Here is an 18,879-nt window from a genome sequence, read left to right as displayed (position 1 = left end):
CAAGCCTCAGTTGCGGTCGATCCGCGCGGCGAAACAGCCCCTGCCTGCATTGTGGGCATGCAGATAGGCCGTCCCCGGCGCGGCCAGCATCCGCTCGATGATCGGGACGAGATCGGCGCCGGCCGCGATCTCGGCGGCGGTCATCATGCCGTCGGCGTCGTAGGCCCGCAGGGCGATCGCCCCACGCACGGCCAGGCATTGGGGAATCTCATCGACCAGGGCGGCGCTCGCCGTCGCCGCCTCGTTGACGAAGATCGCGTGGCGTGAGCGATAGGGCGTATCGGCCGGCTGGTGCTCGTAGTTCAGCAGCAGCAGGGTCTGGCCGACCTCGGCGTCGCGCAGGGTGATGCGGCAGGGGAAGCCGATCGGCGTCGTGGCCGTGTAGCGGACGGCGCCCAGGGCGGCGAGCTCGGCGTCTCCGAGGCCGAACAATGGGCGAAACTCATCGACCGGCAGGCCGGTGATCTTGAAGGACATGGCAGGCTCCAATGGGCTCAGGTCGCGTCGTGGAAGATGACGCCCAGGGTGTGGCGTTGGCCGCTGCGCAGCTGGCTGACGCCGTGGCGCATGGTGACGCGGTAGCTGCCGCGGGTTCCGCGCACCGGGCGGTGGTGAACGGCGAAGATCAGGCCGTCGCCCTGGCGCAGCGGCGCAACCTCCGCCCGTGACTGCATGCGCGGCCGCTGTTCGGTCAGCACGAACTCGCCGCCGGTGAAGTCGCGGCCGGGCTCCGACAACAGCACCGCGACCTGCAGCGGAAACACGTGCTCGCCATAAAGGTCCTGGTGCAGGCAGTTGTAGTCGCCGGGCCCGTACTGCAGCAGCAGCGGCGTCGGCCTCCGCTGTCCGGCCTCGTGGCACCGCTCCAGGAACGCCGCGTGCTCGGCCGGATAGCGCACGGCGATTCCCATGGCTTCGTTCCAGCGGTTGGCGATGGAAACGAGGCGTGGATAGAGCCGGGTCCGCAGGCCGCCGATCAGGGCGGGCAGGGGATAGGCGAAGTACTTGTACTCGCCACGGCCGAAGCCGTGCCGGCTCATCACCACCCGGCTGCGGAACCCGTCCTCGCGGGGATAGAGGCCGGCGATCGCGGCGCATTCTTCGGGCGTCAGCAGGCCCGGCAGCAGGGCCGAGCCCTGGGCGTCCAGGTCGCTTTCGACTTGGCGCCAGTCGAACGACGCCAGACGTCCTTCTCCGGCTGCCGGCTGGAGGACCGCGGCGCTCATGCCGCGGCCTCGCGGTCCAGCAGGGCGCGCTTGCGCTCGACGCCCCAGCGATAGCCCGACAGCGCGCCGTCGTTGCGCACCACCCGGTGGCAGGGGATCGCCACGGCCAGGGCGTTGGCGGCGCAGGCCTGGGCCACCGCGCGGACGGCCGAAGGCTTGCCGATCTGCTCGGCGACCTGGGCGTAGCTGGCGGTCTGGCCGGCCGGGATTTCCCGCAGCGCCTGCCAGACTCGCTGCTGGAACGCCGTGCCGCGCACGTCTAGCGGCAGGTCGAGGCCGAGCCGCGGCTGCTCGACGAAGCCGACCACCTGGGCGACCAGCGCCTCGAACTGGGCGTCGCCGCCGATCAGCTCGGCCTTGTCGAAGCGGTCCTGCAGGTCGCGGACCAGGCCGCCGGGATCGTCGCCGAACAGGATGGCGCAGACGCCCTTGTCGGTCGCCGCGACCAGGATCGAGCCCAGCGAGCACTCGCCGACCGCAAAGCGGATCTGCTGCGCCTCGCCGCCGGCCCGGAAGCGGGTCGGGGTCATGCCCAGCACCCTTTCCGACTGCTCGTAGAAGCGGCCTCCCGAATTGAAGCCGGCGTCGTATATCGCCTCGGTGATGCTGCTGCTCTCGCCAAGGGCCCGCCGGACCCGCTCGGCGCGACGGGCGTCGGCAAAGGCCTTGGGCGTCAGGCCGGTGACCGACTTGAAGACCCGGTGGAAGTGGAACGGACTCATGCGCGCTTCCGCGGCAAGGACCTCGAGCCCGGGCGATTCCTCGGCGGCCTCGATCAGCCTGCACGCGGCGGCGACCGCCGCGGCGTTGCGCTGCGCCAGCGGCGCCTGATCGGGCTTGCAGCGCTTGCAGGGGCGAAAGCCCGCAGCCTCGGCCTCGGCCGTGGTGGCGTGGAAGGCGACGTTCTCGGGCCGCGCCGGCCGCGCCGCGCAGGAGGGGCGGCAGTACACCCCGGTCGTGCGCACGGAATAAAAGAACGCGCCATCGGCGGCGGCGTCGCGGGCGGCCAGCGCGGCCCAGCGGGCGCTCTCGGTCTCGAATGCGATCTGCATTTCAAATGCTCCATCGATCTGGTGAGCGATGGGATAGGCCCGCGATCGGGCGCTGAAACTCCGGCTCTTGCTTTCAAATCCGCATGCGCGGCCCGCATCGCAAGCGCGGCCATGGCGCGAGGTCCGAAATCCGCGATTTGCGAACCCATGCGCCGCCCCCTATATCGGTCGCTCACCGCAGGGAGACCGCAGCACCATGGACATCGCGACGACCAGCCAACTCGTCCCGAACGTCAATCTGTCCATGGTTTCGCATGTCCGCCTTCCTCACGCTCGACGGCCTTTCGTACAAAACGCCTGACGGCCACCCGCTTTTCGACGATCTGACCCTCGCCTTCGGGGCCGAGCGCACTGGCCTCGTGGGGCGCAACGGCGTGGGCAAGACCACGCTGATCCGGCTGATGCTGGGCGAGATCGCGCCCGCGGCCGGGGCGGTCGTCGTGCGCGGCCGCGTCGGCGTGCTGCGCCAGGCCCTGGCCCCGCCGCCGGGCGCCAGCGTGGCCGATATCCTGGGGCTCGCTGGCGAACTGGCCCGCCTGGACCGGATCGAGGCCGGCGGCGGGAGCGAGGATGACTTCGCTGACGCCGACTGGAGCCTGCCCTCGCGCCTGGAGGCGGGGCTGGCCCAGGTCGGACTGGCGGGGCTCGATCCCCTGCGCCCGGCCGCCGAGCTCAGCGGCGGGCAGGCGACCCGCGCCTCGCTGGCCGGGCTGCTGGCCCGCGAGCCGGACCTGCTGCTGCTGGACGAGCCGACCAACAATCTCGACGCCGAGGCGCGCGACCTGATCGCCCAGGTGCTGGCCGCGTGGAAGGGCGGGGCGGTGGTGGTCAGTCACGACCGCGCCCTGCTGCGCCTGATGGACCGGACGGTCGAGCTGACCAGCCTGGGGGCCAGGGTCTATGGCGGCGGCTACGACCTCTATGCCGAGCGCAAGGCCCAGGAGGAGGCGGCCGCCGTCCGAGAGCTGGCCGACGCCGAGCGGGCGGTGGCCCGCGTCGAGCGCGAGACCCAGGTCGCGCGCGAGCGCAAGGACCGCCGGGACGCGGCGGGGCGCAAGTTCGCGGCCAAGCGCAGCGAGCCCAAGATCCTGCTCGGCGGCATGGCCGAACGGGCGGAGAACTCAGGGGCGCGAGAGGGGCAGGTGGCCGCTCGGCAGCGCGAACAGGCCGCCGGCGACCTGGCCGAGGCGCAGGGGCGCGTCGAGCGTCTGCGGCGCCTGGCGTTCGACCTGCCGCCCTCGGGGCTGGCGGCCGGCAAGACGGTGCTGGCCCTCGACGACGTCGCTTTCGCCTATCCAGGGACGGGACCTGTAATCAGCGGCCTGTCGTTGCGGATCGCAGGCCCCGAGCGAGTGGCGGTGACCGGCCGTAACGGCGCGGGCAAGTCGACCCTGATCAACCTGGTCACCGGCGACCTGACGCCCACCGCCGGCCGCGTCACGCACGGCGCATGCCTTGCCTTGCTTGACCAGCAGACCGCCATGCTGGCGCCCGACGAGACCCTGGTTGAAGCCTTCCAGCGGCTGAACCCCGGCTCCACCCGCAACGACGCCCACGCGGCGCTGGCCCGGTTCCTGTTCCGCAACACCGCCGCGGAAAAGCCGGTCGCCGTGCTCAGCGGCGGCGAGCGCCTGCGCGCGGCCATGGCCTGCGTGCTGATGTCGGCGACGCCGCCTCAGCTGCTTGTGCTCGACGAGCCGACCAACCACCTGGACCTCGACTCGATTGCGGCGGTCGAGGCGGCGCTGCGCGGCTATGACGGCGCGATGCTGGTGGTCAGCCACGACCGCGATTTTCTGAACGCGATCTCCGTGGATCGGGAAGTGCGGCTCGGCGGCGACTAGGCCTGGCTGGAGTCCAGGGTCACCGCCGCGACCAGGCCGTCGGGGACCAGATCGCGGATGACGCTGGCCAGGCCGATGCGCACCGCCAGCTCGCCGCCGTCCTTGACCAGCAGGGTGGTGGCGATCTGGCTCGGCCGGCCGCCCTGCAGCACGGCTTCCAGCGCCGCGGTCAGGTCGGCGCGGTCGCGCGGCCGGGTGATGTCGGGCAGGCGGCAGGAGACCAGTTCGTCGGCCGAGAAGCCGAGCAACTTGGCGAGCCCCGGATCGATGGTGGTCAGGACTCCGCGGACGTTGAGCCGCAGCACCATCACCTGCGGCAGCATCGACAGCGCCGCGTCCAGGGCGCGCGCTTGGTTCAGCTGCGCCTGCATCTCGCGCTCGGCGGTGCGGTTCTGGATCAGCACCGCCACGCCGCCCGGATAGGGAAAGGCGCGGAAGCTGTAGCGGCGCACGCCGGGCGCGTCGCCCGGGGCTTCGAACTCCAGCGTCTCGCCGGTGCGCAGTGCGCGCTTGAGCTGCTCGTCCATCAGCGAGCGGGCGGTCGCTGGAAACAGGTCTTCCCAGAACCGGCCGACCAGCTGCGAGGCGCTATGGCCCACCAGCGCCTCGAACACGTGGTTCACGGCGGTGATGTGCAACTGAGAGTTCACGGCCATGAAGGCCTCGGTCACATGATCGAGGATCGCGCGCTGGCCGGTTTCGAAGGAGGGCGCGTCGTCCTCGCGCGGGTGGAAGGAGTGGTCCTCCTTCGAGGTTGAGTAGTAGTCGGCCGACACCAATACGACTCGTGGTCGCCCATGGTGGGTGACGATGACCGGACCGCCCAATGCCCGATCCTGCCACTGTCCGAAATTCCGGCTGATCTCACCGGCGGTGACGACGGATGGCTCTCCGTGGCCGTTGTTCATTGCTCTTCCGAGCTTCGCGTGAATTCCGCAGACCGCGCAATTCCCTGGAAGGCTCGCCCCTAAGCCCAGCTACGCTTAACCAAACGCTAGCGTTGCTTTGCGGCCGAGCGCAACTCGAAATGTGCGGCCCGCGCTGAACGATCTTCATCCGCAAAAGATGCGTAAAATGCGTACTTTATGGGGCTGCTCTACGCAAAGGTGAGAACTCTGGAACGCCGCCTGGCGCTGCTCCAGCAAATGACGCTGGAATCGGCCGAGTCGCTCGCCGCCCACCTGTTGGCCAGCGGGTGGCGGCCCCGGACCGACACGTCCGAGGCCGCCTGACGTCGCGCCGCGGCTAGGCCGCGGTCTTGCGCACCACGCGGAAGGTGCCGTTGGCCCGTGCGCAGGGTTCTCCGTCGGCGGTGACGAAGGCCTGGGCGAAGGCCAGGGTGGAGCCCGGCTTCACGAACACGGTGTCGAACTCCAGCCACTGGCCGATCTTCGCCGCGCCCAGGAAGTCGAGCGCGAGGTTGACGGTGACCAGGCTGGCGTCCGGCCCCAACCGGTGTGCGCAGGAGAGCCCCATGGCGTTGTCGGCCAGCGCGCTGATCAGCCCGCCGTGCACCATGCCGCGGCTGTTGGTGTGCGCGGCCTCGGCCACCAGCCCCAGCACCACCGCGCTGTCGGTGCGACGGCTGTAGATCGGCTCCCAGGGGTCGGTGACCGGACTTTGCCGGAAGTGCCGCTGGAAGCCGGGCGGGATGACGAGGGTCTCCTGCATCATCCCATGCCTCACGCCGCCGCGGCGAGCTTGGCCAGGCTGGCGATGGTCTTGGCCACGGCCTGGGCCGCCTCCGCGCCCTTGGTCACGAAGTGCTCGCGGAAGAAGGTCTGGTGGACGTCGTGCTCATGGAAATGGTGCGGCGTCAGCACCACCGAGAACACCGGCACCTCGGTCGAGAGCTGCACCTGCATCAGGCCGCTGATCACTGTCGAGGCCACGAAATCGTGGCGATAGATGCCGCCGTCGACCACGAAGCCGGCGGCGACGATGGCCGCGTACTTGCCGGTCTTGGCCAGGGTCTGGGCGTGCAGCGGGATTTCGAAGGCGCCGGGCACCTCGAACCGGTCGATGGCGCTCTCGGAAAAGCCGAGGCCGCCGATCTCCCTCAGGAAGCCCTGATAGGCGTTGTCGACGATCTCGCTGTGCCAGCCGGACTGGACGAAGGCGATGCGGGCCAGACGGAAGGCGCCGTTGGCGGTGGGGACTTCGAAGTGGGTGACAGTCATGGTCAGATCCCTGAGATGGGTTGAAACCACGACTCAGGGAGACGCTAGGCCCCGGCCAGGGAATCCCCGCACGCAGGCGTGCAAGGACTGGCCGTCGCCAGCGGTTCTCATAACCGGACTCTAACCGTCGGCCCCGGAATCGCACCGGAATCTGCTGTCCCCGACGGCCTATCGACCGTCAGGCGCCCGCGGGCTCGTGCGGCCGAAGCCGCCATTACCGCCGGTGGGGACTTTCACCCCGCCCTGAGAACGCGGTCGCCGGAACAGCCCGACGACAGCGCCAAGGGTAGGCCCATGACCCAGCGTCAAACAAGCGTTTAATTTCTGAAGCGGGGCCCCAGAGGGGCTAACAGCGCATCTACGCCCGCTTGTTCAGCGTGATCGAGGTGGCCGAGGCCGCGGGGGCGGCTGCGCCGCCTCGGCCGTAGCCCGAACCGGTGTTGCGCTTGGAGGCCACTTCCTCGGCGATCGCCCGAACCAGGCCCTCGGTGACCGTCTTGGCGGCATCCAGGGCGCGGCCCTGGCGAGCCAGCACCGCGTCGAACGCCTCGGTGGCGCGGATCAGCCGCGTGCGCTGGACCAGCGGCGCGCCGGCCACCAGGTTCGGGTTGGCGCGCACGCGGGCCGACTCGTGACGATAGACGTTGGCCAGCTTCGAGGTTTCCTCGATGTGCAGCGCCGCGTCCTGGGGCCGCCGCTCCTCGAACGCCAGCGCCTCGTGCGCGATCAGCTCGGTCAGGCGCTCGGTCAGAACGATCAGTTGTTCGACGCGGTCGGTCGCGTCCGTGGCGGAGATCGCCATGCCAAACTCTCCTAACTCAGACCTTGAAGCTTCAACATTTCCTGGGCGACGCGATCGGCAAGGCCGACGCCGCCGGCCTTGCCGACTTGCTTGGCCATGGCGTCGCTCAGGAACGACTTGAACGCCGCCTCGCCGTGGCCGCCGTTGAACGGCGCCTCGGCCCCGACGTCCTTGAACATCTGGCTCAGCATCACCGACAGGAACGAGGCCTCGAAGTCCTTGGCGGTCTTCTCGATCTGGCCGCGCTTGGCCAGTTGCTCGGCGGTGAGTTGCGGCGTCGCCGCCGTCGGAATGCTGAAGGTGCTGGAGGTCAGGTCCATCACATCACCTCGATGTCGGCTTGCAGCGCGCCGGCCGCCTTGATGGTCTGCAGGATCGAGATCATGTCCCGCGGGGTGACCCCCAGCGCATTCAACCCGGCGACCAGGCTGGCCAGCGAGGCTCCGTCGCGCAGGGTGATGAACTTCTTGCCCTTCTCCTCGTCCACCTGGACGTCGGACTGCGGGACCACCGCGGTCTGGCCGCGGCTGAACGGGGCCGGCTGGCTGACCGCCGGGCTCTCGCGCACGGTGATGGTCAGGTTGCCCTGGGCGATGGCGACCGTGGAGACGCGGACGTTCTCGCCCATCACGATCACGCCGGCGACTTCGTCGATCACCACCTTGGCCGGGCTGTCGGTCTCCACGCTCAGGTTCTCGACCTGCGACATGAACGAGACCATGTCCTGGCCGCCCGGCGAACGGATGGTGACGATGGTCGGGTTGTCGGCGCGCGCCGCGCCGGGGAAGCGGGTGTTGACCGCGTCGGCGATCTTGCGGGCGGTCGAGAAGTCGGGATTGCGCAGGGTCATGCGCAGCTCGCCCATGCTCGCCATCTGGAAGCCGATCTCGCGCTCGACGATGGCCCCGCCGGCGATCCGGCCGGCCGTCGGCACGCCCTTGGACACCGACGAGCCCGAGGCCCCGCCGGCCGAGATCGAGCCGGTCTGCACCGTGCCCTGGCTGACCGCGTAGGCCTGGCCGTCGGCGCCCAGCAGCGGGGTGACCAGCAGCGTGCCGCCCTGCAGGCTCTTGGCGTCGCCCATGGCCGACACGGTGGCGTCGATCGGCGCGCCGGCGGCGACGAAGGCGGGGAGGCGAGCCGTCACCATCACGGCGGCCACGTTCTTGGTGTTGAGGTTGGTGTCGCGGGTGTTGACCCCCAGCCGCTCGAGCATGGCCTCCAGGCTCTGGCGGGTGAAGGGGGCGTTGCGCAGGCTGTCGCCGGTGCCGTTCAGGCCGACCACCAGGCCGTAGCCGACCAGCATGTTGTCGCGCACGCCCTCGAACTCGACGATGTCCTTGATCCGCGACTTGGCGAAGGCCGGCCCCGAAACCAGGGCGGCGGCGACGAAAGCGGCGCTGAAGAGGCGGAAAGTTCGACGCATGGGACCTCGACGCAATACGGACGGCAAAGAGCTTGCTGGTCCCTTGCGACGGGCGTGCCAGTTCGAAATATCAGCAAAATCAATGGTAAAGGTCTGCGCGACGCCGCGTCGGAGGCGCCTGGCGGCAGAAATTGCCCGGCATTAACCATACCATAAGCTTGCCCCGAGAGATTTGGGGCGAAGCATGGTAGAGGGCCTTTCATGAAGGTCAGCGGAACAAGCGGCGTTGGATCGGCCGCCGGGCCGGGCAAGGCTAAGTCGGCCGGCGGCGGAGGCTTCCAGGTCGCCCAACCCACAGCGGCCGCAGGCGCAGCTCAGGTCGCGCGCGCCGGCGGGGTCGGCGGGGTGATGAGCGTCGATGCGATCCTCGCCCTGCAGGATATCGGCGGGCCGCTGGAACGCCGCCGCCGCGCCGTCGGGCGCGCGGGCAAGATTCTCGACGTTCTCGAAGACGTGAAGATCGCGCTCCTTTCGGGCGATGTGTCGGTGGACGATCTAGAGCGCCTGAAGCGGGCGGTGGCCGAGGAGCGGCAAGGCTCGGACGACGAACGCCTAGAAGGTGTATTGAACGAGATTGAAACCCGTGCTGCCGTGGAGCTCGCTAAACTCGAACGCGCGAATCGTGCGGCGTAATGGCCCGCGGAGAGCGAGGTTCGTTGAAAGCGGATTTCTATTTGGTATAAGCGGCCCGCGTTTCGTCGGGTTGATGTACCGAGGGGGCTTGAGGCGTCTATGAGCACGGCCACGATGTTGGCGGAAAAGCCTGAATATCGTCCTTCCGAGGACGAGGAATTTATGAATGAGCGGCAGCTCGAGTACTTCAAACAAAAGCTGCTGAACTGGAAAGAGGACATCCTTCGCGAGTCCCGGGAAACTCTCGCTCATCTTCAGACTGAGACCGAGAATCATCCCGACTTGGCGGACAGGGCGACGTCGGAAACTGACCGAGCCCTCGAACTCCGCACTCGCGACCGCCAGCGCAAGTTGATCTCGAAGATCGACGAAGCGCTGCGGCGGATCGAGGATGGATCGTACGGCTACTGCGAGGACACCGGCGAGCCGATCGGCGTCGCCCGCCTCGAAGCCCGTCCGATCGCGACCTTGAGCCTGGAGGCCCAGGAGCGGCACGAACGCCGCGAACGGGTCCATCGGGACGACTGAGATCGAAAAGGGCGATCCTCCGGGGTCGCCCTTCTTCATATGGCCATGAGACTGTCGCGCAGCATTCACGCGGCTGAACTCGCGTCGTCATGCGCAAGGGCTAGCAGCCCCCCAGTTGTTTCGGGGGACCGTTATGCGCCTAATGACCACCACGGCTGCCGCCGTGCTCGCCTTCGCCATCGCCCAACCGGCCTTCGCCGAGGCGGACACGGCCTTCACCCAAGTTGAGGACGTCATCGTCACCGGCACCCGCCGCGTGGACCGCACGGCGTTCGAGTCCGCCGCCCCCGTGGATGTCATCTCGGAGTCGGTGCTGGAAAGCACGGTTTCCGACGAACTCATGGAAAAGTTGGTCGCGGCGGTGCCGTCCTTCAACGTCCAGCGGCTGCCCGCCGCGGACGGTCAGGCCTTCGTGCGTCCCGCCACCTTGCGGGGCCTTTCCCCCGACCAGACCCTGGTGCTGATCAACGGCAAGCGCCGGCATCGGTCCGCCTTGCTGGGCGGTCGCGGCGCCCAGGGCGTCGATCTAGGCCAGATCCCCAGCTTCGCCATCAAGCGGATCGAGGTGCTGCGCGACGGCGCCTCGGCCCAGTACGGCTCGGACGCTATCGCCGGCGTCATCAACCTGATCCTGAACGACCAGCCGGGCGTCAGCGCCTTCGCCCAGGCCTCGCAGTATTACGAGGGCGACGGCCGGGTGCTTGAGGGCGGCGTCCGCGCCGGTTGGGCCATCGGCGACGGCGGCCATCTCGTCGCCACCCTGACCTACACCGACAGCGAAGCGACTTCGCGCACCCGTCAGCGTCCGGACGCCATCGCCTTCCAAGCCGCCAATCCCACGCTGACGGTCCCCAATCCGGTGCAGCGTTGGGGCCAGCCGGATCGCGACGCCACCCGCTTCGTCCTCGACGCCTCCATCCCGCTGAACGAGGCGGTCGAGCTCTACGGCTTCGCCACCTACACGGACTCCAGCGGCGTGACCGACTTCAACTGGCGCAACCCCTCGACCGACACCGCCTATCGCAACAGCGCCGCGTTTCCGGGCTGGAACCTGCGCCAAATCTATCCGGTCGGCTTCTCGCCTAAATTCGGCCAGGACGAGACGGACTACGCGGTCAACGCCGGCCTGCGCGGCGAGTTGGACAGTGGATTGTCTTGGGATTTCAACGCCTCGCTGGGCGAGGACAAGATCGACTATTTCATCAATGAGACGATCAACGCCTCATTCGGCCCGCAATCGCCGACCGCCTTCCGCGCCGGGGTCCTGACCCAGCGCGAGCAGAACCTGAACCTCGACTTCGCCAAGCCGGTGGAATTGGGCTTCCTGGCCGAGACCGCCAATCTGGCGTTTGGGGCCGAGCGGCGGGTGGAGACCTACAAGATCGGCGCAGGCGATCCGATGTCCTACCAGGTCGGCCCCGGCGCCCCGGCCGGTCTGCCCTCTGGCTCCAACGGCTTCCCGGGCTACAGTTCTTCGCAGGCCGGGTCGTGGGACCAGACCAGCTACGCGGGCTATGTCGACCTCGACCTTTCCTGGACCGACGCCTTCTCGACCGACATCGCCATCCGCTACGAGGACTTCTCCGAGTTCGGCTCGACCACCGACGGCAAGATCGCCGCCCGCTATGAGATTTCCCCGAACTGGGCCGTTCGCGCCGCGGCCTCAACCGGCTTCCGCGCTCCGACGCCTGGGCAGTTGAACAGCACCCGCACCTCCCAGGGCTTGGACACCACGACGCTGCAGCTGTTCACCGCCGGCCGTCTTTCGCCGGCCAACCCGGTTGCCCAGTTCTTCGGCGCCAAGCCGCTTGAGCCGGAAACCTCGAAGAACGTCTCGGTGGGCCTGGTCTATCGCAACGCCGACAACGGCCTGACAGCTTCGCTGGACTACTACCGGGTCGAGGTCGACGACCGCTTCGCCACCTCGCCGAACTTCACCGTGACCCCGGCGATCCGCGCCCAACTGCTGGGCTTGGGCGTGCCCGGAGCCGACTCGCTGACCTCGGTCAGCTACTTCACCAACTCGTTCAACACCCGCACGCAGGGGATCGACGCCGTCGGCTCCTGGAAGACCGTGGTGGGGGAGGGAACCCTGACGCTGACCGCCGCCTACAATTGGAACGACACCAAGGTCACGCGCTCCAAGCTCAGCGAGGTCTCCAACCTAGCCCGCATCAACATCGAGGACGGCCTGCCTGAGCACACAGGCAACGTCACCGGGTTCTACGCCTGGGGCATGTTCGAGGGCATGGCCCGGGTCCGCTATTTCGGCGACTGGACCGACGCCCAGTTCCAGTCGTCCGCCGACCTCGTCCAGGCCTTCGGCGCGCGGACCTTCGTCGACCTGTCGCTCAGCGCCCAGGTCACCGACCAGGTGAAGATCACCGTCGGTGCGGAGAACCTCTTCGACACCTACCCGGACGAGGCGACCTTCCAGGCCTCGCGCGGCCTGATCTATTCGCGCAACGCGGTCTACGACACCGACGGCGGGCTCTACTACGTCCGCGTCGGCGCGAAGTTCTGAGGGCGCGATGGGCGACATCACGCGGCGCGGCCTGGCGGGCCTGGCCCTGGCGGCCCTCCCGGCGGGGGCCGGGGCGGCTGACGCCCTGGCCGCGCTGAACATCACCGAGAACCCGTTCGGCCCCAGCGCCGCCGCCCGCGCGGCTCTGGCCAAGGCTGTGACCCACGTCGAGCACTATCCCCACGCCGAGGAAGCGGCGCTGATGGCGGTGATCGCCAAGGCCAACGGCGTCACCCCGGCCCATGTGGCGATCTCCACCGGCGCTCTGGAGCCGCTGGCCATGATGTCGTCCTTCTGGACCAAGGGCGGCGTTCAGCTCGCGCCGGCCCTGACCTACGACACCCACATCAGTTACGCCGCGCGGGTGGGCCAGCAGGCCCGCCGTGTGGCGATGGCGCCAGACCAGCAGATCGACTTCGCCGCCATGACGCGGTCGCTGGGGCCGGACGTGCAGTTGTCCTACGTCTGCAACCCCAACAATCCGACCGGCCTGCTCGCCGACCGGACGGCGTTGCGCAGCTTCTGCATCCACGCCGCCAGATTCGCCCCGGTGATCGTCGACGAGGCCTTCATCGACATGTGCCTGGATCCGGCCGCCGAGAGCGCCGTCGACCTGGTGCGTGAAGGCCACGACGTGATCGTCGTCGGCACCTTTTCCAAGAGCTACGCGCTGGCCGCCGTGCGCATCGGCTACTGCATCGCCCAGCCCGAAAGGGCGCGGGCGATCCGTATGCTGCTGGCGCCCTCGCGCAACGGGCCGGGTTTGTCGGCGGCGACCGTCAGCTACCGCGACATGGACTATCTGGCCGCCTCCAACAGGGCGATGGAGCAGGGGCGTCAGATCCTCTACCGCGCCTGCGAGACGGTCAAGATTCCCTATCTCCGCTCACATGGCAGCTATGTCTGGGCCAATTTCGGCACGGCCCAGACGATCAAGCGGCTGGAGACCGAGGGCGTGATGCTGCGCCTGTTCACTGGCGCCGGCCCCGGCTGGGCGCGAGCTGCGGTCGCCGACCCGAACGCCATGGCCCACTTCGCGCGCGTCTTGCCGAAGGTAATGGCCGCCTAGCTCTGGCCCCCGGCGAATGGCGAGGCTACATGGGATTCATGTCCACGCGCCTCGTCATCGCCGCCATTCAAGCCAATCCGACCGTGGGCGCCATCGCCCATAATGAGGCGCTGGCGCGCGAACGCTTGGCCCAGGCCAAGGCCGCCGGCGCCGACATCGCGGTCTTCTCCGAACTGTTCATCAACGGCTATCCGCCCGAGGACCTGGCGCTGAAGCCGGCCTTCTGGGCGGCCGGCAAGGCCGCCGTCGAGCGCCTGGCCTTGGAGACCAAGGACGGCCCGGCCGCCCTGGTCGGCGTGATCTGGCCCAACGCAAAGCCCGGTGGGCGGCCGCACAACGCCCTGGCCTTCCTCGCCGAAGGCGAGATCAAGGGCCTGGCGATCAAGGGCGATCTGCCCAACTACGGCGTCTTCGACGAAAAGCGGGTGTTCGAGGCGGGCGCCTCGGCCAGCGTCTTCGAATGGAAGGGTGTGAAGCTCGGCGCGCCGATCTGCGAGGACATCTGGTCGGATGCGATCTGCGCCGATCTGAAGGCCAAGGGCGCCGAGATCCTGCTCGTCCCCAACGGCTCGCCGTTCCGCCGCACCGCCGATCATGAGCGGATGGGTGTGGCCAAGGCCCGCGTGGCCGAAACCGGCCTGCCGATGCTCTACGTCAACGAGGTCGGCGGCCAGGACGAGCTGGTCTTCGATGGCGGCTCTTTCGCGCTGTCGGCTCAGGGCGAGGTGGTCATGCGCCTGCCGATGTTCGAGGAAGCCTTCGCCCTGACCGTCTGGGAGAAGGGAGCGGGCGGATGGGCCTGCGTCGAGGCGCCGATGGCCGAATGGGTCTCGGGCCCGGAGGAAGTCTACCGCGCCATGGTGCTGGGCCTGCGCGACTACGTGAACAAGTCGGGCTTCCCCGGCGTGCTGCTCGGCCTCTCCGGAGGTGTGGATTCGGCGATCAGCGCGGTGGTCGCCGCCGACGCGCTCGGCCCCGACCGGGTCCGCTGCTTCATGCTGCCCTCGCGCTACACCAGCCAGGACAGCCTCGACGACGCCGAGGACTGCGCCAAGCGGCTCCGGATCCGTCTCGACGAGATCTCGATCGTCCCGGCCATCGACGCCTTCGCCCAGATGCTGACCCCGCATTTCGAGGGCAAGGCTCCCGACCTGACCGAGGAGAACATCCAGGCCCGCGCCCGCGGCGTCTCGCTGATGGCGCTCTCCAACAAGCTCGGCCTGATGCTGATGACCACCGGCAACAAGTCGGAGATGGCGGTCGGCTACGCCACGCTCTACGGCGACATGTGCGGCGGCTACAATGTCCTGAAGGACATCTACAAGACCGAGGTCTACGCCGTCTGCGACTGGCGCAACGCCAACGATCCCTATGGCGTGGCCGCCGACCCGATCCCCGAGCGCATCCTGACCAAGGCCCCGTCGGCTGAACTGCGGCCCGACCAGAAGGACCAGGACAGCCTGCCGGAGTATGCCGAGCTCGACGCCATCCTGCATGGGTTGGTGGAGGAGGAGGCGACCCTCGACGAGATCGTCGCCCGCGGCCATGCGCCCGAGACCGTCGAGCGCATCCAGCGGCTGCTCTACAATTCCGAGTACAAGCGCCGCCAGGCCGCGCCGGGGGTGAAGGTCGGGGCCCGCGCCTTCGGCCGCGACCGCCGCTATCCGATCGTCAACGGCTTCCGCGACGTGGTCGGCAAGTGATCGCGCCGGTCATCGAAACCGAACGGCTGGTCCTACGGCCGCACGCCAAGGCCGACCTCGACGACTGCGCGGCGCTGTGGAGTGATCCGGAGGTCATCCGCTTCATCGGCGGCCGCGCCTTCACGCGCGAGGAGTCCTGGGCCCGCCTGCTGCGCTATGTGGGCCACTGGCGCGAGATGGGCTTCGGCTTCTGGGCGATCTGCGAAAAGCCGTCCGGCCGTTTCGTCGGCGAACTGGGCCTGGCCGACTTCATGCGCGGTTTCGAGCCGGGCTTCGGAGACGCCCCGGAAATGGGCTGGGTGCTCAGCCCCTCGGTTCACGGCAAGGGCTATGCCAGCGAGGCGATCGCCGCGGCCCTGGCCTGGGCCGACGCCAACCTGCCGGGGGGTCGTACGGTCTGCATGATCAATCCGCAGAACGCGCCGTCCCTGCGCGCCGCGGACAAAGCCGGCTTCCGGGAGTACGCCCGCGCCGACTATCACGGCGAGATCGTGTTGCTGGAGCGGCTGCGGCCCTAGGTCAGTTGGGCGACGTCCGGCGCGGCGTCCGGTCCGGTCGGCACGCCGCGGCGCAGGGCCGGGATGATCTCGTCGATGGAGTCGACTGCGACCCAGCTCGTCATGAAGCTGGGCGGGGTCAGGTGCTGGTCGACCGTGTGCTGAAACAGGTGGAACAGCGGCTCCCAGAAGCCGTCCGGATTGTAGAACACCACCGGCTTGCCGTGCAGATCCAGCCGCCGCCACGACAGCAACTCGACCACTTCCTCCAGCGTGCCGATGCCGCCCGGCAGCACCACAAAGCCGTCCGAGCGCTCGAACATCATCATCTTGCGCTCGTGCATGGACTCCACGACGACGGTCTCGACGATGTCGAGGCGGCGTTCGCGTTCCTTCAGGAAAGCCGGGATGATGCCCAGCACCTTGCCGCCGGCCTCGTGCGCGGCGACCGCGCAGGCGCCCATCAGCCCGACCCCGCCGCCGCCGTAGATCATCGTCAGCTCCGCCGCCGCCAGTCCGCGGCCCAATTCGGCGGCGCTGGCCAGCAGGGCCGGATCGGCCGCATCGGACGAGCCACAGAAGACGCAGACGGAGTCGAGGCGGTCGGGCGCGTCGCCCATTTGATGAAGCTCCTGGAGAATCAACGCGGCGCGCTTGCAGAGGCGCCGGGAAAGACCGATTAGCTAGGCCGAGAACCAGGGAGTTTCAAGCTGCGCCGAGTCCCGCTTCATCCGCCGCTGCTGGCGGCGCTCGCCCTCGGTCTGGCCGCCTGCGGCCAGGACCCTGCGCCCAGCGTTGCGCCGGCCGCCAAGGGGGCGCCGGCCCAGGCTGACGTCGGCTATCTGGCGCCGCCGCAGGTCAACGAGGTGCGGCTCGACGGCGACAGCCTGCGGATCAGCGGCTCGGCCCCGGGCTCTTCGCGGGTGCGTCTGGCGACGCCGCAGGGCCAGGCCCTGTTCGCCGACGCCGACTCAAAGGGCGTCTGGCGCCTGGCGGCGCCGCGCGGGACCCAGCCCCAGATCTACGGCCTGTCGGCGACCGGCGGCGGGCGCACGGTGCAGAGCGAGGGCTATCTGCTGCTGACCCCCGACGGAGAGGCGGCGCTGCTGCGGGCCGGGACCGGCGCCTTGCGTGTCGGCCGTACCGGCAAGAACGACCTCGACGCCGTCGACTTCGATCGCGAGGGCGGGGCGGTGGTGTCGGGCCGCGCCCCGGCCGGCGCGGCGCTCAGCGTCCACATCGACGGCCGCAAGTTCGCCGAAGGGCGGGCCGACGGCCGCGGCCGCTATGTCCTGGCCCTGACCCAGCCGCTGGAGCCGGGCCGCCGGCAGATCGACGTCTTCGGCGACGCCACCGAGAACCCGGTGGAGGTCGATGCGACTCCCGCGCCGGCGCTGGCCAGTGGGCCGTTCCGGGCCGCCGCCGTGGCCGGGGGCCTTCGCGTCGACTGGATGACCCCGGGCGGCGGGGTCCAATCGACCATCCTGCTGAAGTGAGCCGCCGATGACCCCCGCCATGGCCGCCCGCCGTCAGGCGGTTCCCGACGCCATCGCCCCGGCGTCGGTGAAATTCGACTTCTGGCGCTCGATGCGTGACCTGGCCGCCCTGGTCATGAGGTCGGGCGCGCCCGGCCTGCGCTGGCGCGTGGCCGCGTCCCTGGCCCTGGTGTTCGCGGGCAAGGCGGCCGGGGTGGCCGCGCCGGTGGCCCTGGGCGATGCGATCAACCGCCTGGCGCCGGGCGCCGGCCAGGCCGCCCAGCTTGGCGTGGACTTTCTGCTGCTGGCCCTGGCGTTTGCGGGCTTACGGTTGGTCGCGGCCTGCGCGCCGAACCTGCGCGACATGATCTTCACCGTGGTCGCCCAGTCGACCATGGCCAAGGCCGCTACCGAGACCTTCGCCCATACCCTGGCGCTCGGGCTCGACTATCACCAGGGCAAGCAGACCGGCAGCCTGGCGCGGGTCATCGACCGCGGCGCCCGCTCCACCGACTTCCTGATGCGCAGCGTGGTGTTCAATCTCGGCCCGACGGCGATCGAGCTGGTGCTGGCTATGGCGGTGATGGCCATGCGCCTGGATTGGCGTTTCGCCGCGACCGCCTTCGTCACCATCGTCCTCTACGCGATGCTCACCTTCAAGATCACCGACTGGCGGCTGAGCCATCGGCGCGAGCTGAACGAGGCCGACAGCCGCAGCGCCGGCCTCTCGGTGGACGCCCTGTTGAATTACGAGACGGTCAAGACCTTCGGCTCCGAGGACCGCACCGTCGACCGCTACGAAGCGGCGATGGCCGACTATGTCCGCGCCGGGGTGCGGGCCAACGCCTCGCTGGCCATGCTCAACGCGGTGCAGGCCCTGGTCCTGAACCTCGGCCTGGCGCTGATGACGGTGATGGCTGGCTACGAGGTCATGAACGGCCGCATGCGGATCGGCGACGTGACCATGGCGATCCTGCTGCTGATCGGCATCTACGGCCCGCTCAACATGCTGGGCTTCAACTACCGCGAGATCCGTCAGGCCTTCATCGACATGGAGCAGATGGTCCAGTTGCGGGCGGTGAAGCCCGACATCGTCGACGCCCCTGACGCCCGGCCTCTGCCGCCGGCCAGCGGCCGCGGGGCCGAGATCGTGTTCGAGGACGTCGAGTTCCGCCATGACGCCCGCTCGACCGGCCTGATCGACGTCAGCTTCCGCGCCGCACCCGGCGCGACGGTGGCCCTGGTCGGGCCGTCCGGGGCGGGCAAGACCACCGCCATCCGCCTGGCCCTGCGGCTGATCGATCCACAGAGCGGCGCCATCACCCTCGACGGCGTCGACCTGCGCCAGGTTCGGCAGAGCTCGCTGCGCCAGGCGATCGCCCTGGTGCCGCAGGACGTGGCGCTGTTCAACGACACCATGGCCGCCAACATCGCCTTTGCGCGGCCCGCCGCCAGCACGGCCGAGATCCGGGCCGCCGCCGAGGCGGCCGAACTGGGCGGCTTCATCGACAGCCTGCCGAACGGCTTGGCCACACGGGTCGGCGAGCGCGGCCTGAAGCTGTCCGGCGGCGAGCGTCAGCGCGTCGGCATCGCCCGCGCCCTGCTGGCCGATCCACGCCTGTTGATCCTCGACGAGGCCACCAGCGCGCTGGACGGCCCGACCGAGGCGGCGATCCAGGAGACCCTGCGCAAGGTCCGCGCCGGCCGCACCACCCTGGTCATCGCCCACCGCCTGTCGACCATCGTCGACGCCGACCTGATCCTGGTGCTGCGCCGCGGCCGCATCGTCGAACGCGGCCGCCATGCCGAACTGCTCGAAAAGGGCGGCGAGTATGCGGCTCTTTGGCGTCGCCAGACCCGCGAGGCGTGACGCCGGCTGTAGACTGGGTCTAGGCTCTGGCGCTCAAGTCTCCGAAGGCG

At 69.2% G+C, this 18,879-nt stretch carries 20 protein-coding genes and 1 riboswitch; of the genes, 10 read left to right on the top strand and 10 right to left on the bottom strand.

Features of this window, described 5'->3' with window-relative positions:
* Positions 1 to 6: 6 nt before the first annotated feature.
* The 3 genes from OUA97_RS00280 to ada are packed head-to-tail and all read right to left on the bottom strand — an operon-like array spanning position 7 to position 2,278.
* On the bottom strand, positions 7 to 477 hold the full coding sequence (locus OUA97_RS00280; protein ID WP_267229722.1) for a DUF1203 domain-containing protein: 471 nt from the start codon (positions 475 to 477) through the stop codon (positions 7 to 9).
* A gap of 17 nt (positions 478 to 494) precedes the next feature.
* Positions 495 to 1,226: a 2OG-Fe(II) oxygenase gene (locus OUA97_RS00275; RefSeq protein ID WP_267229721.1), complete on the bottom strand. Its 732-nt coding sequence runs from the start codon at positions 1,224 to 1,226 to the stop codon at positions 495 to 497.
* Positions 1,223 to 2,278, bottom strand: a complete 1,056-nt coding sequence (gene ada, locus OUA97_RS00270) for a bifunctional DNA-binding transcriptional regulator/O6-methylguanine-DNA methyltransferase Ada (RefSeq protein WP_267229720.1) — start codon at positions 2,276 to 2,278, stop codon at positions 1,223 to 1,225. The genes OUA97_RS00275 and ada overlap by 4 nt, the downstream gene beginning before the upstream one ends.
* A 254-nt stretch (positions 2,279 to 2,532) precedes the next feature.
* Here ada and OUA97_RS00265 point away from each other — a divergent pair, with 254 nt between their 5' ends.
* Positions 2,533 to 4,122 (top strand): ABC-F family ATP-binding cassette domain-containing protein, encoded by a 1,590-nt coding sequence (locus OUA97_RS00265; RefSeq protein WP_267229719.1) that lies wholly within the window; start codon positions 2,533 to 2,535, stop codon positions 4,120 to 4,122.
* Here the strand turns inward: OUA97_RS00265 and OUA97_RS00260 are convergent.
* A complete protein-coding gene (locus tag OUA97_RS00260) occupies positions 4,119 to 5,030 on the bottom strand; it encodes a PAS domain-containing protein (protein WP_267229718.1) in 912 nt (303 codons plus the stop codon). The genes OUA97_RS00265 and OUA97_RS00260 overlap by 4 nt on opposite strands.
* Positions 5,031 to 5,207: 177 nt before the next feature.
* On the opposite strand from OUA97_RS00260, the gene OUA97_RS00255 reads away from it, so the two are divergent.
* Complete coding sequence (locus OUA97_RS00255; RefSeq protein ID WP_267229717.1) at positions 5,208 to 5,354, top strand: hypothetical protein; 147 nt, start codon at positions 5,208 to 5,210, stop codon at positions 5,352 to 5,354.
* 13 nt (positions 5,355 to 5,367) lie between these two features.
* On the opposite strand, the gene OUA97_RS00250 is transcribed toward OUA97_RS00255, so the two are convergent.
* From OUA97_RS00250 to OUA97_RS00230, 5 genes are all read right to left on the bottom strand, one after another.
* A complete protein-coding gene (locus OUA97_RS00250; RefSeq protein WP_323690503.1) occupies positions 5,368 to 5,796 on the bottom strand; it encodes a PaaI family thioesterase in 429 nt (142 codons plus the stop codon).
* A gap of 8 nt (positions 5,797 to 5,804) precedes the next feature.
* The gene (locus OUA97_RS00245) at positions 5,805 to 6,302 is read right to left on the bottom strand and encodes a 6,7-dimethyl-8-ribityllumazine synthase (RefSeq protein ID WP_267229716.1); all 498 of its coding nucleotides are present in this window, start codon (positions 6,300 to 6,302) and stop codon (positions 5,805 to 5,807) included.
* Positions 6,303 to 6,401: 99 nt separating this feature from the next.
* Positions 6,402 to 6,557: riboswitch (FMN riboswitch) on the bottom strand.
* A 103-nt stretch (positions 6,558 to 6,660) separates the two neighbouring features.
* On the bottom strand, positions 6,661 to 7,104 hold the full coding sequence (locus OUA97_RS00240; protein ID WP_267229715.1) for a flagellar basal body protein: 444 nt from the start codon (positions 7,102 to 7,104) through the stop codon (positions 6,661 to 6,663).
* 11 nt (positions 7,105 to 7,115) lie between these two features.
* Positions 7,116 to 7,424, bottom strand: coding sequence for a rod-binding protein (locus OUA97_RS00235; protein WP_323690502.1), 309 nt, complete (start codon positions 7,422 to 7,424; stop codon positions 7,116 to 7,118).
* Entirely contained in the window at positions 7,424 to 8,530 is a 1,107-nt protein-coding gene (locus OUA97_RS00230; RefSeq protein WP_267229714.1) for a flagellar basal body P-ring protein FlgI, read from the bottom strand. The genes OUA97_RS00235 and OUA97_RS00230 overlap by 1 nt, the downstream gene beginning before the upstream one ends.
* A 201-nt stretch (positions 8,531 to 8,731) precedes the next feature.
* Between OUA97_RS00230 and OUA97_RS00225 the strand changes: the two genes are divergently transcribed.
* The 6 genes from OUA97_RS00225 to OUA97_RS00200 all read left to right on the top strand — a co-directional run bounded on the left by OUA97_RS00225 (position 8,732) and on the right by OUA97_RS00200 (position 15,505).
* Positions 8,732 to 9,163: a flagellar assembly protein FliX gene (locus tag OUA97_RS00225; protein ID WP_267229713.1), complete on the top strand. Its 432-nt coding sequence runs from the start codon at positions 8,732 to 8,734 to the stop codon at positions 9,161 to 9,163.
* 99 nt (positions 9,164 to 9,262) lie between these two features.
* The gene (gene dksA / locus OUA97_RS00220) at positions 9,263 to 9,691 is read left to right on the top strand and encodes an RNA polymerase-binding protein DksA (RefSeq protein ID WP_267229712.1); all 429 of its coding nucleotides are present in this window, start codon (positions 9,263 to 9,265) and stop codon (positions 9,689 to 9,691) included.
* Between the two features lie 142 nt (positions 9,692 to 9,833).
* Complete coding sequence (locus OUA97_RS00215) at positions 9,834 to 12,215, top strand: TonB-dependent receptor plug domain-containing protein (protein ID WP_267229711.1); 2,382 nt, start codon at positions 9,834 to 9,836, stop codon at positions 12,213 to 12,215.
* Between the two features lie 7 nt (positions 12,216 to 12,222).
* Positions 12,223 to 13,284 carry a pyridoxal phosphate-dependent aminotransferase gene (locus OUA97_RS00210; RefSeq protein ID WP_267229710.1) on the top strand — a complete coding sequence of 354 codons (1,062 nt, stop codon included), beginning with the start codon at positions 12,223 to 12,225 and terminating at the stop codon, positions 13,282 to 13,284.
* Between the two features lie 38 nt (positions 13,285 to 13,322).
* Positions 13,323 to 14,987 carry an NAD+ synthase gene (locus tag OUA97_RS00205; protein WP_267229709.1) on the top strand — a complete coding sequence of 555 codons (1,665 nt, stop codon included), beginning with the start codon at positions 13,323 to 13,325 and terminating at the stop codon, positions 14,985 to 14,987.
* Complete coding sequence (locus tag OUA97_RS00200) at positions 14,984 to 15,505, top strand: GNAT family N-acetyltransferase (protein WP_267229708.1); 522 nt, start codon at positions 14,984 to 14,986, stop codon at positions 15,503 to 15,505. Before OUA97_RS00205 ends, OUA97_RS00200 begins: the two co-directional genes overlap by 4 nt.
* Here OUA97_RS00200 and OUA97_RS00195 read toward each other — a convergent pair.
* Complete coding sequence (locus OUA97_RS00195) at positions 15,502 to 16,104, bottom strand: TIGR00730 family Rossman fold protein (protein WP_267229707.1); 603 nt, start codon at positions 16,102 to 16,104, stop codon at positions 15,502 to 15,504. The genes OUA97_RS00200 and OUA97_RS00195 overlap by 4 nt on opposite strands.
* 246 nt (positions 16,105 to 16,350) lie before the next feature.
* On the opposite strand from OUA97_RS00195, the gene OUA97_RS00190 reads away from it, so the two are divergent.
* Together OUA97_RS00190 and OUA97_RS00185 are read left to right on the top strand one after the other, a co-directional pair.
* A complete protein-coding gene (locus tag OUA97_RS00190; protein ID WP_267229706.1) occupies positions 16,351 to 16,980 on the top strand; it encodes a hypothetical protein in 630 nt (209 codons plus the stop codon).
* Between the two features lie 7 nt (positions 16,981 to 16,987).
* Positions 16,988 to 18,829 carry an ABCB family ABC transporter ATP-binding protein/permease gene (locus tag OUA97_RS00185; protein WP_267229705.1) on the top strand — a complete coding sequence of 614 codons (1,842 nt, stop codon included), beginning with the start codon at positions 16,988 to 16,990 and terminating at the stop codon, positions 18,827 to 18,829.
* Positions 18,830 to 18,879 lie beyond the last annotated feature (50 nt).

Origin of the sequence: Phenylobacterium sp. 58.2.17 (genome assembly GCF_026411515.1) — a bacterium.
Classification (GTDB): domain Bacteria; phylum Pseudomonadota; class Alphaproteobacteria; order Caulobacterales; family Caulobacteraceae; genus Phenylobacterium.
This window is presented reverse-complemented; position numbering and strand designations above follow the sequence as displayed.

What these genes read in the sequence shown, in the direction of transcription:
- OUA97_RS00230 (WP_267229714.1), bottom strand. Translation starts at nt 8,530, where the DNA reads ATGCGTCGAACTTTCCGCCTCTTCAGCGCCGCTTTCGTCGCCGCCGCC.
- dksA (WP_267229712.1), top strand. Translation starts at nt 9,263, where the DNA reads ATGAGCACGGCCACGATGTTGGCGGAAAAGCCTGAATATCGTCCTTCC.
- OUA97_RS00210 (WP_267229710.1), top strand. Translation starts at nt 12,223, where the DNA reads ATGGGCGACATCACGCGGCGCGGCCTGGCGGGCCTGGCCCTGGCGGCC.
- OUA97_RS00185 (WP_267229705.1), top strand. Translation starts at nt 16,988, where the DNA reads ATGACCCCCGCCATGGCCGCCCGCCGTCAGGCGGTTCCCGACGCCATC.
- OUA97_RS00215 (WP_267229711.1), top strand. Translation starts at nt 9,834, where the DNA reads ATGACCACCACGGCTGCCGCCGTGCTCGCCTTCGCCATCGCCCAACCG.
- OUA97_RS00250 (WP_323690503.1), bottom strand. Translation starts at nt 5,796, where the DNA reads ATGATGCAGGAGACCCTCGTCATCCCGCCCGGCTTCCAGCGGCACTTC.
- OUA97_RS00280 (WP_267229722.1), bottom strand. Translation starts at nt 477, where the DNA reads ATGTCCTTCAAGATCACCGGCCTGCCGGTCGATGAGTTTCGCCCATTG.
- OUA97_RS00225 (WP_267229713.1), top strand. Translation starts at nt 8,732, where the DNA reads ATGAAGGTCAGCGGAACAAGCGGCGTTGGATCGGCCGCCGGGCCGGGC.
- OUA97_RS00195 (WP_267229707.1), bottom strand. Translation starts at nt 16,104, where the DNA reads ATGGGCGACGCGCCCGACCGCCTCGACTCCGTCTGCGTCTTCTGTGGC.
- OUA97_RS00275 (WP_267229721.1), bottom strand. Translation starts at nt 1,226, where the DNA reads ATGAGCGCCGCGGTCCTCCAGCCGGCAGCCGGAGAAGGACGTCTGGCG.
- OUA97_RS00205 (WP_267229709.1), top strand. Translation starts at nt 13,323, where the DNA reads ATGTCCACGCGCCTCGTCATCGCCGCCATTCAAGCCAATCCGACCGTG.
- OUA97_RS00235 (WP_323690502.1), bottom strand. Translation starts at nt 7,424, where the DNA reads ATGGACCTGACCTCCAGCACCTTCAGCATTCCGACGGCGGCGACGCCG.
- OUA97_RS00240 (WP_267229715.1), bottom strand. Translation starts at nt 7,104, where the DNA reads ATGGCGATCTCCGCCACGGACGCGACCGACCGCGTCGAACAACTGATC.
- OUA97_RS00245 (WP_267229716.1), bottom strand. Translation starts at nt 6,302, where the DNA reads ATGACTGTCACCCACTTCGAAGTCCCCACCGCCAACGGCGCCTTCCGT.
- ada (WP_267229720.1), bottom strand. Translation starts at nt 2,278, where the DNA reads ATGCAGATCGCATTCGAGACCGAGAGCGCCCGCTGGGCCGCGCTGGCC.
- OUA97_RS00265 (WP_267229719.1), top strand. Translation starts at nt 2,533, where the DNA reads ATGTCCGCCTTCCTCACGCTCGACGGCCTTTCGTACAAAACGCCTGAC.
- OUA97_RS00255 (WP_267229717.1), top strand. Translation starts at nt 5,208, where the DNA reads ATGGGGCTGCTCTACGCAAAGGTGAGAACTCTGGAACGCCGCCTGGCG.
- OUA97_RS00260 (WP_267229718.1), bottom strand. Translation starts at nt 5,030, where the DNA reads ATGAACAACGGCCACGGAGAGCCATCCGTCGTCACCGCCGGTGAGATC.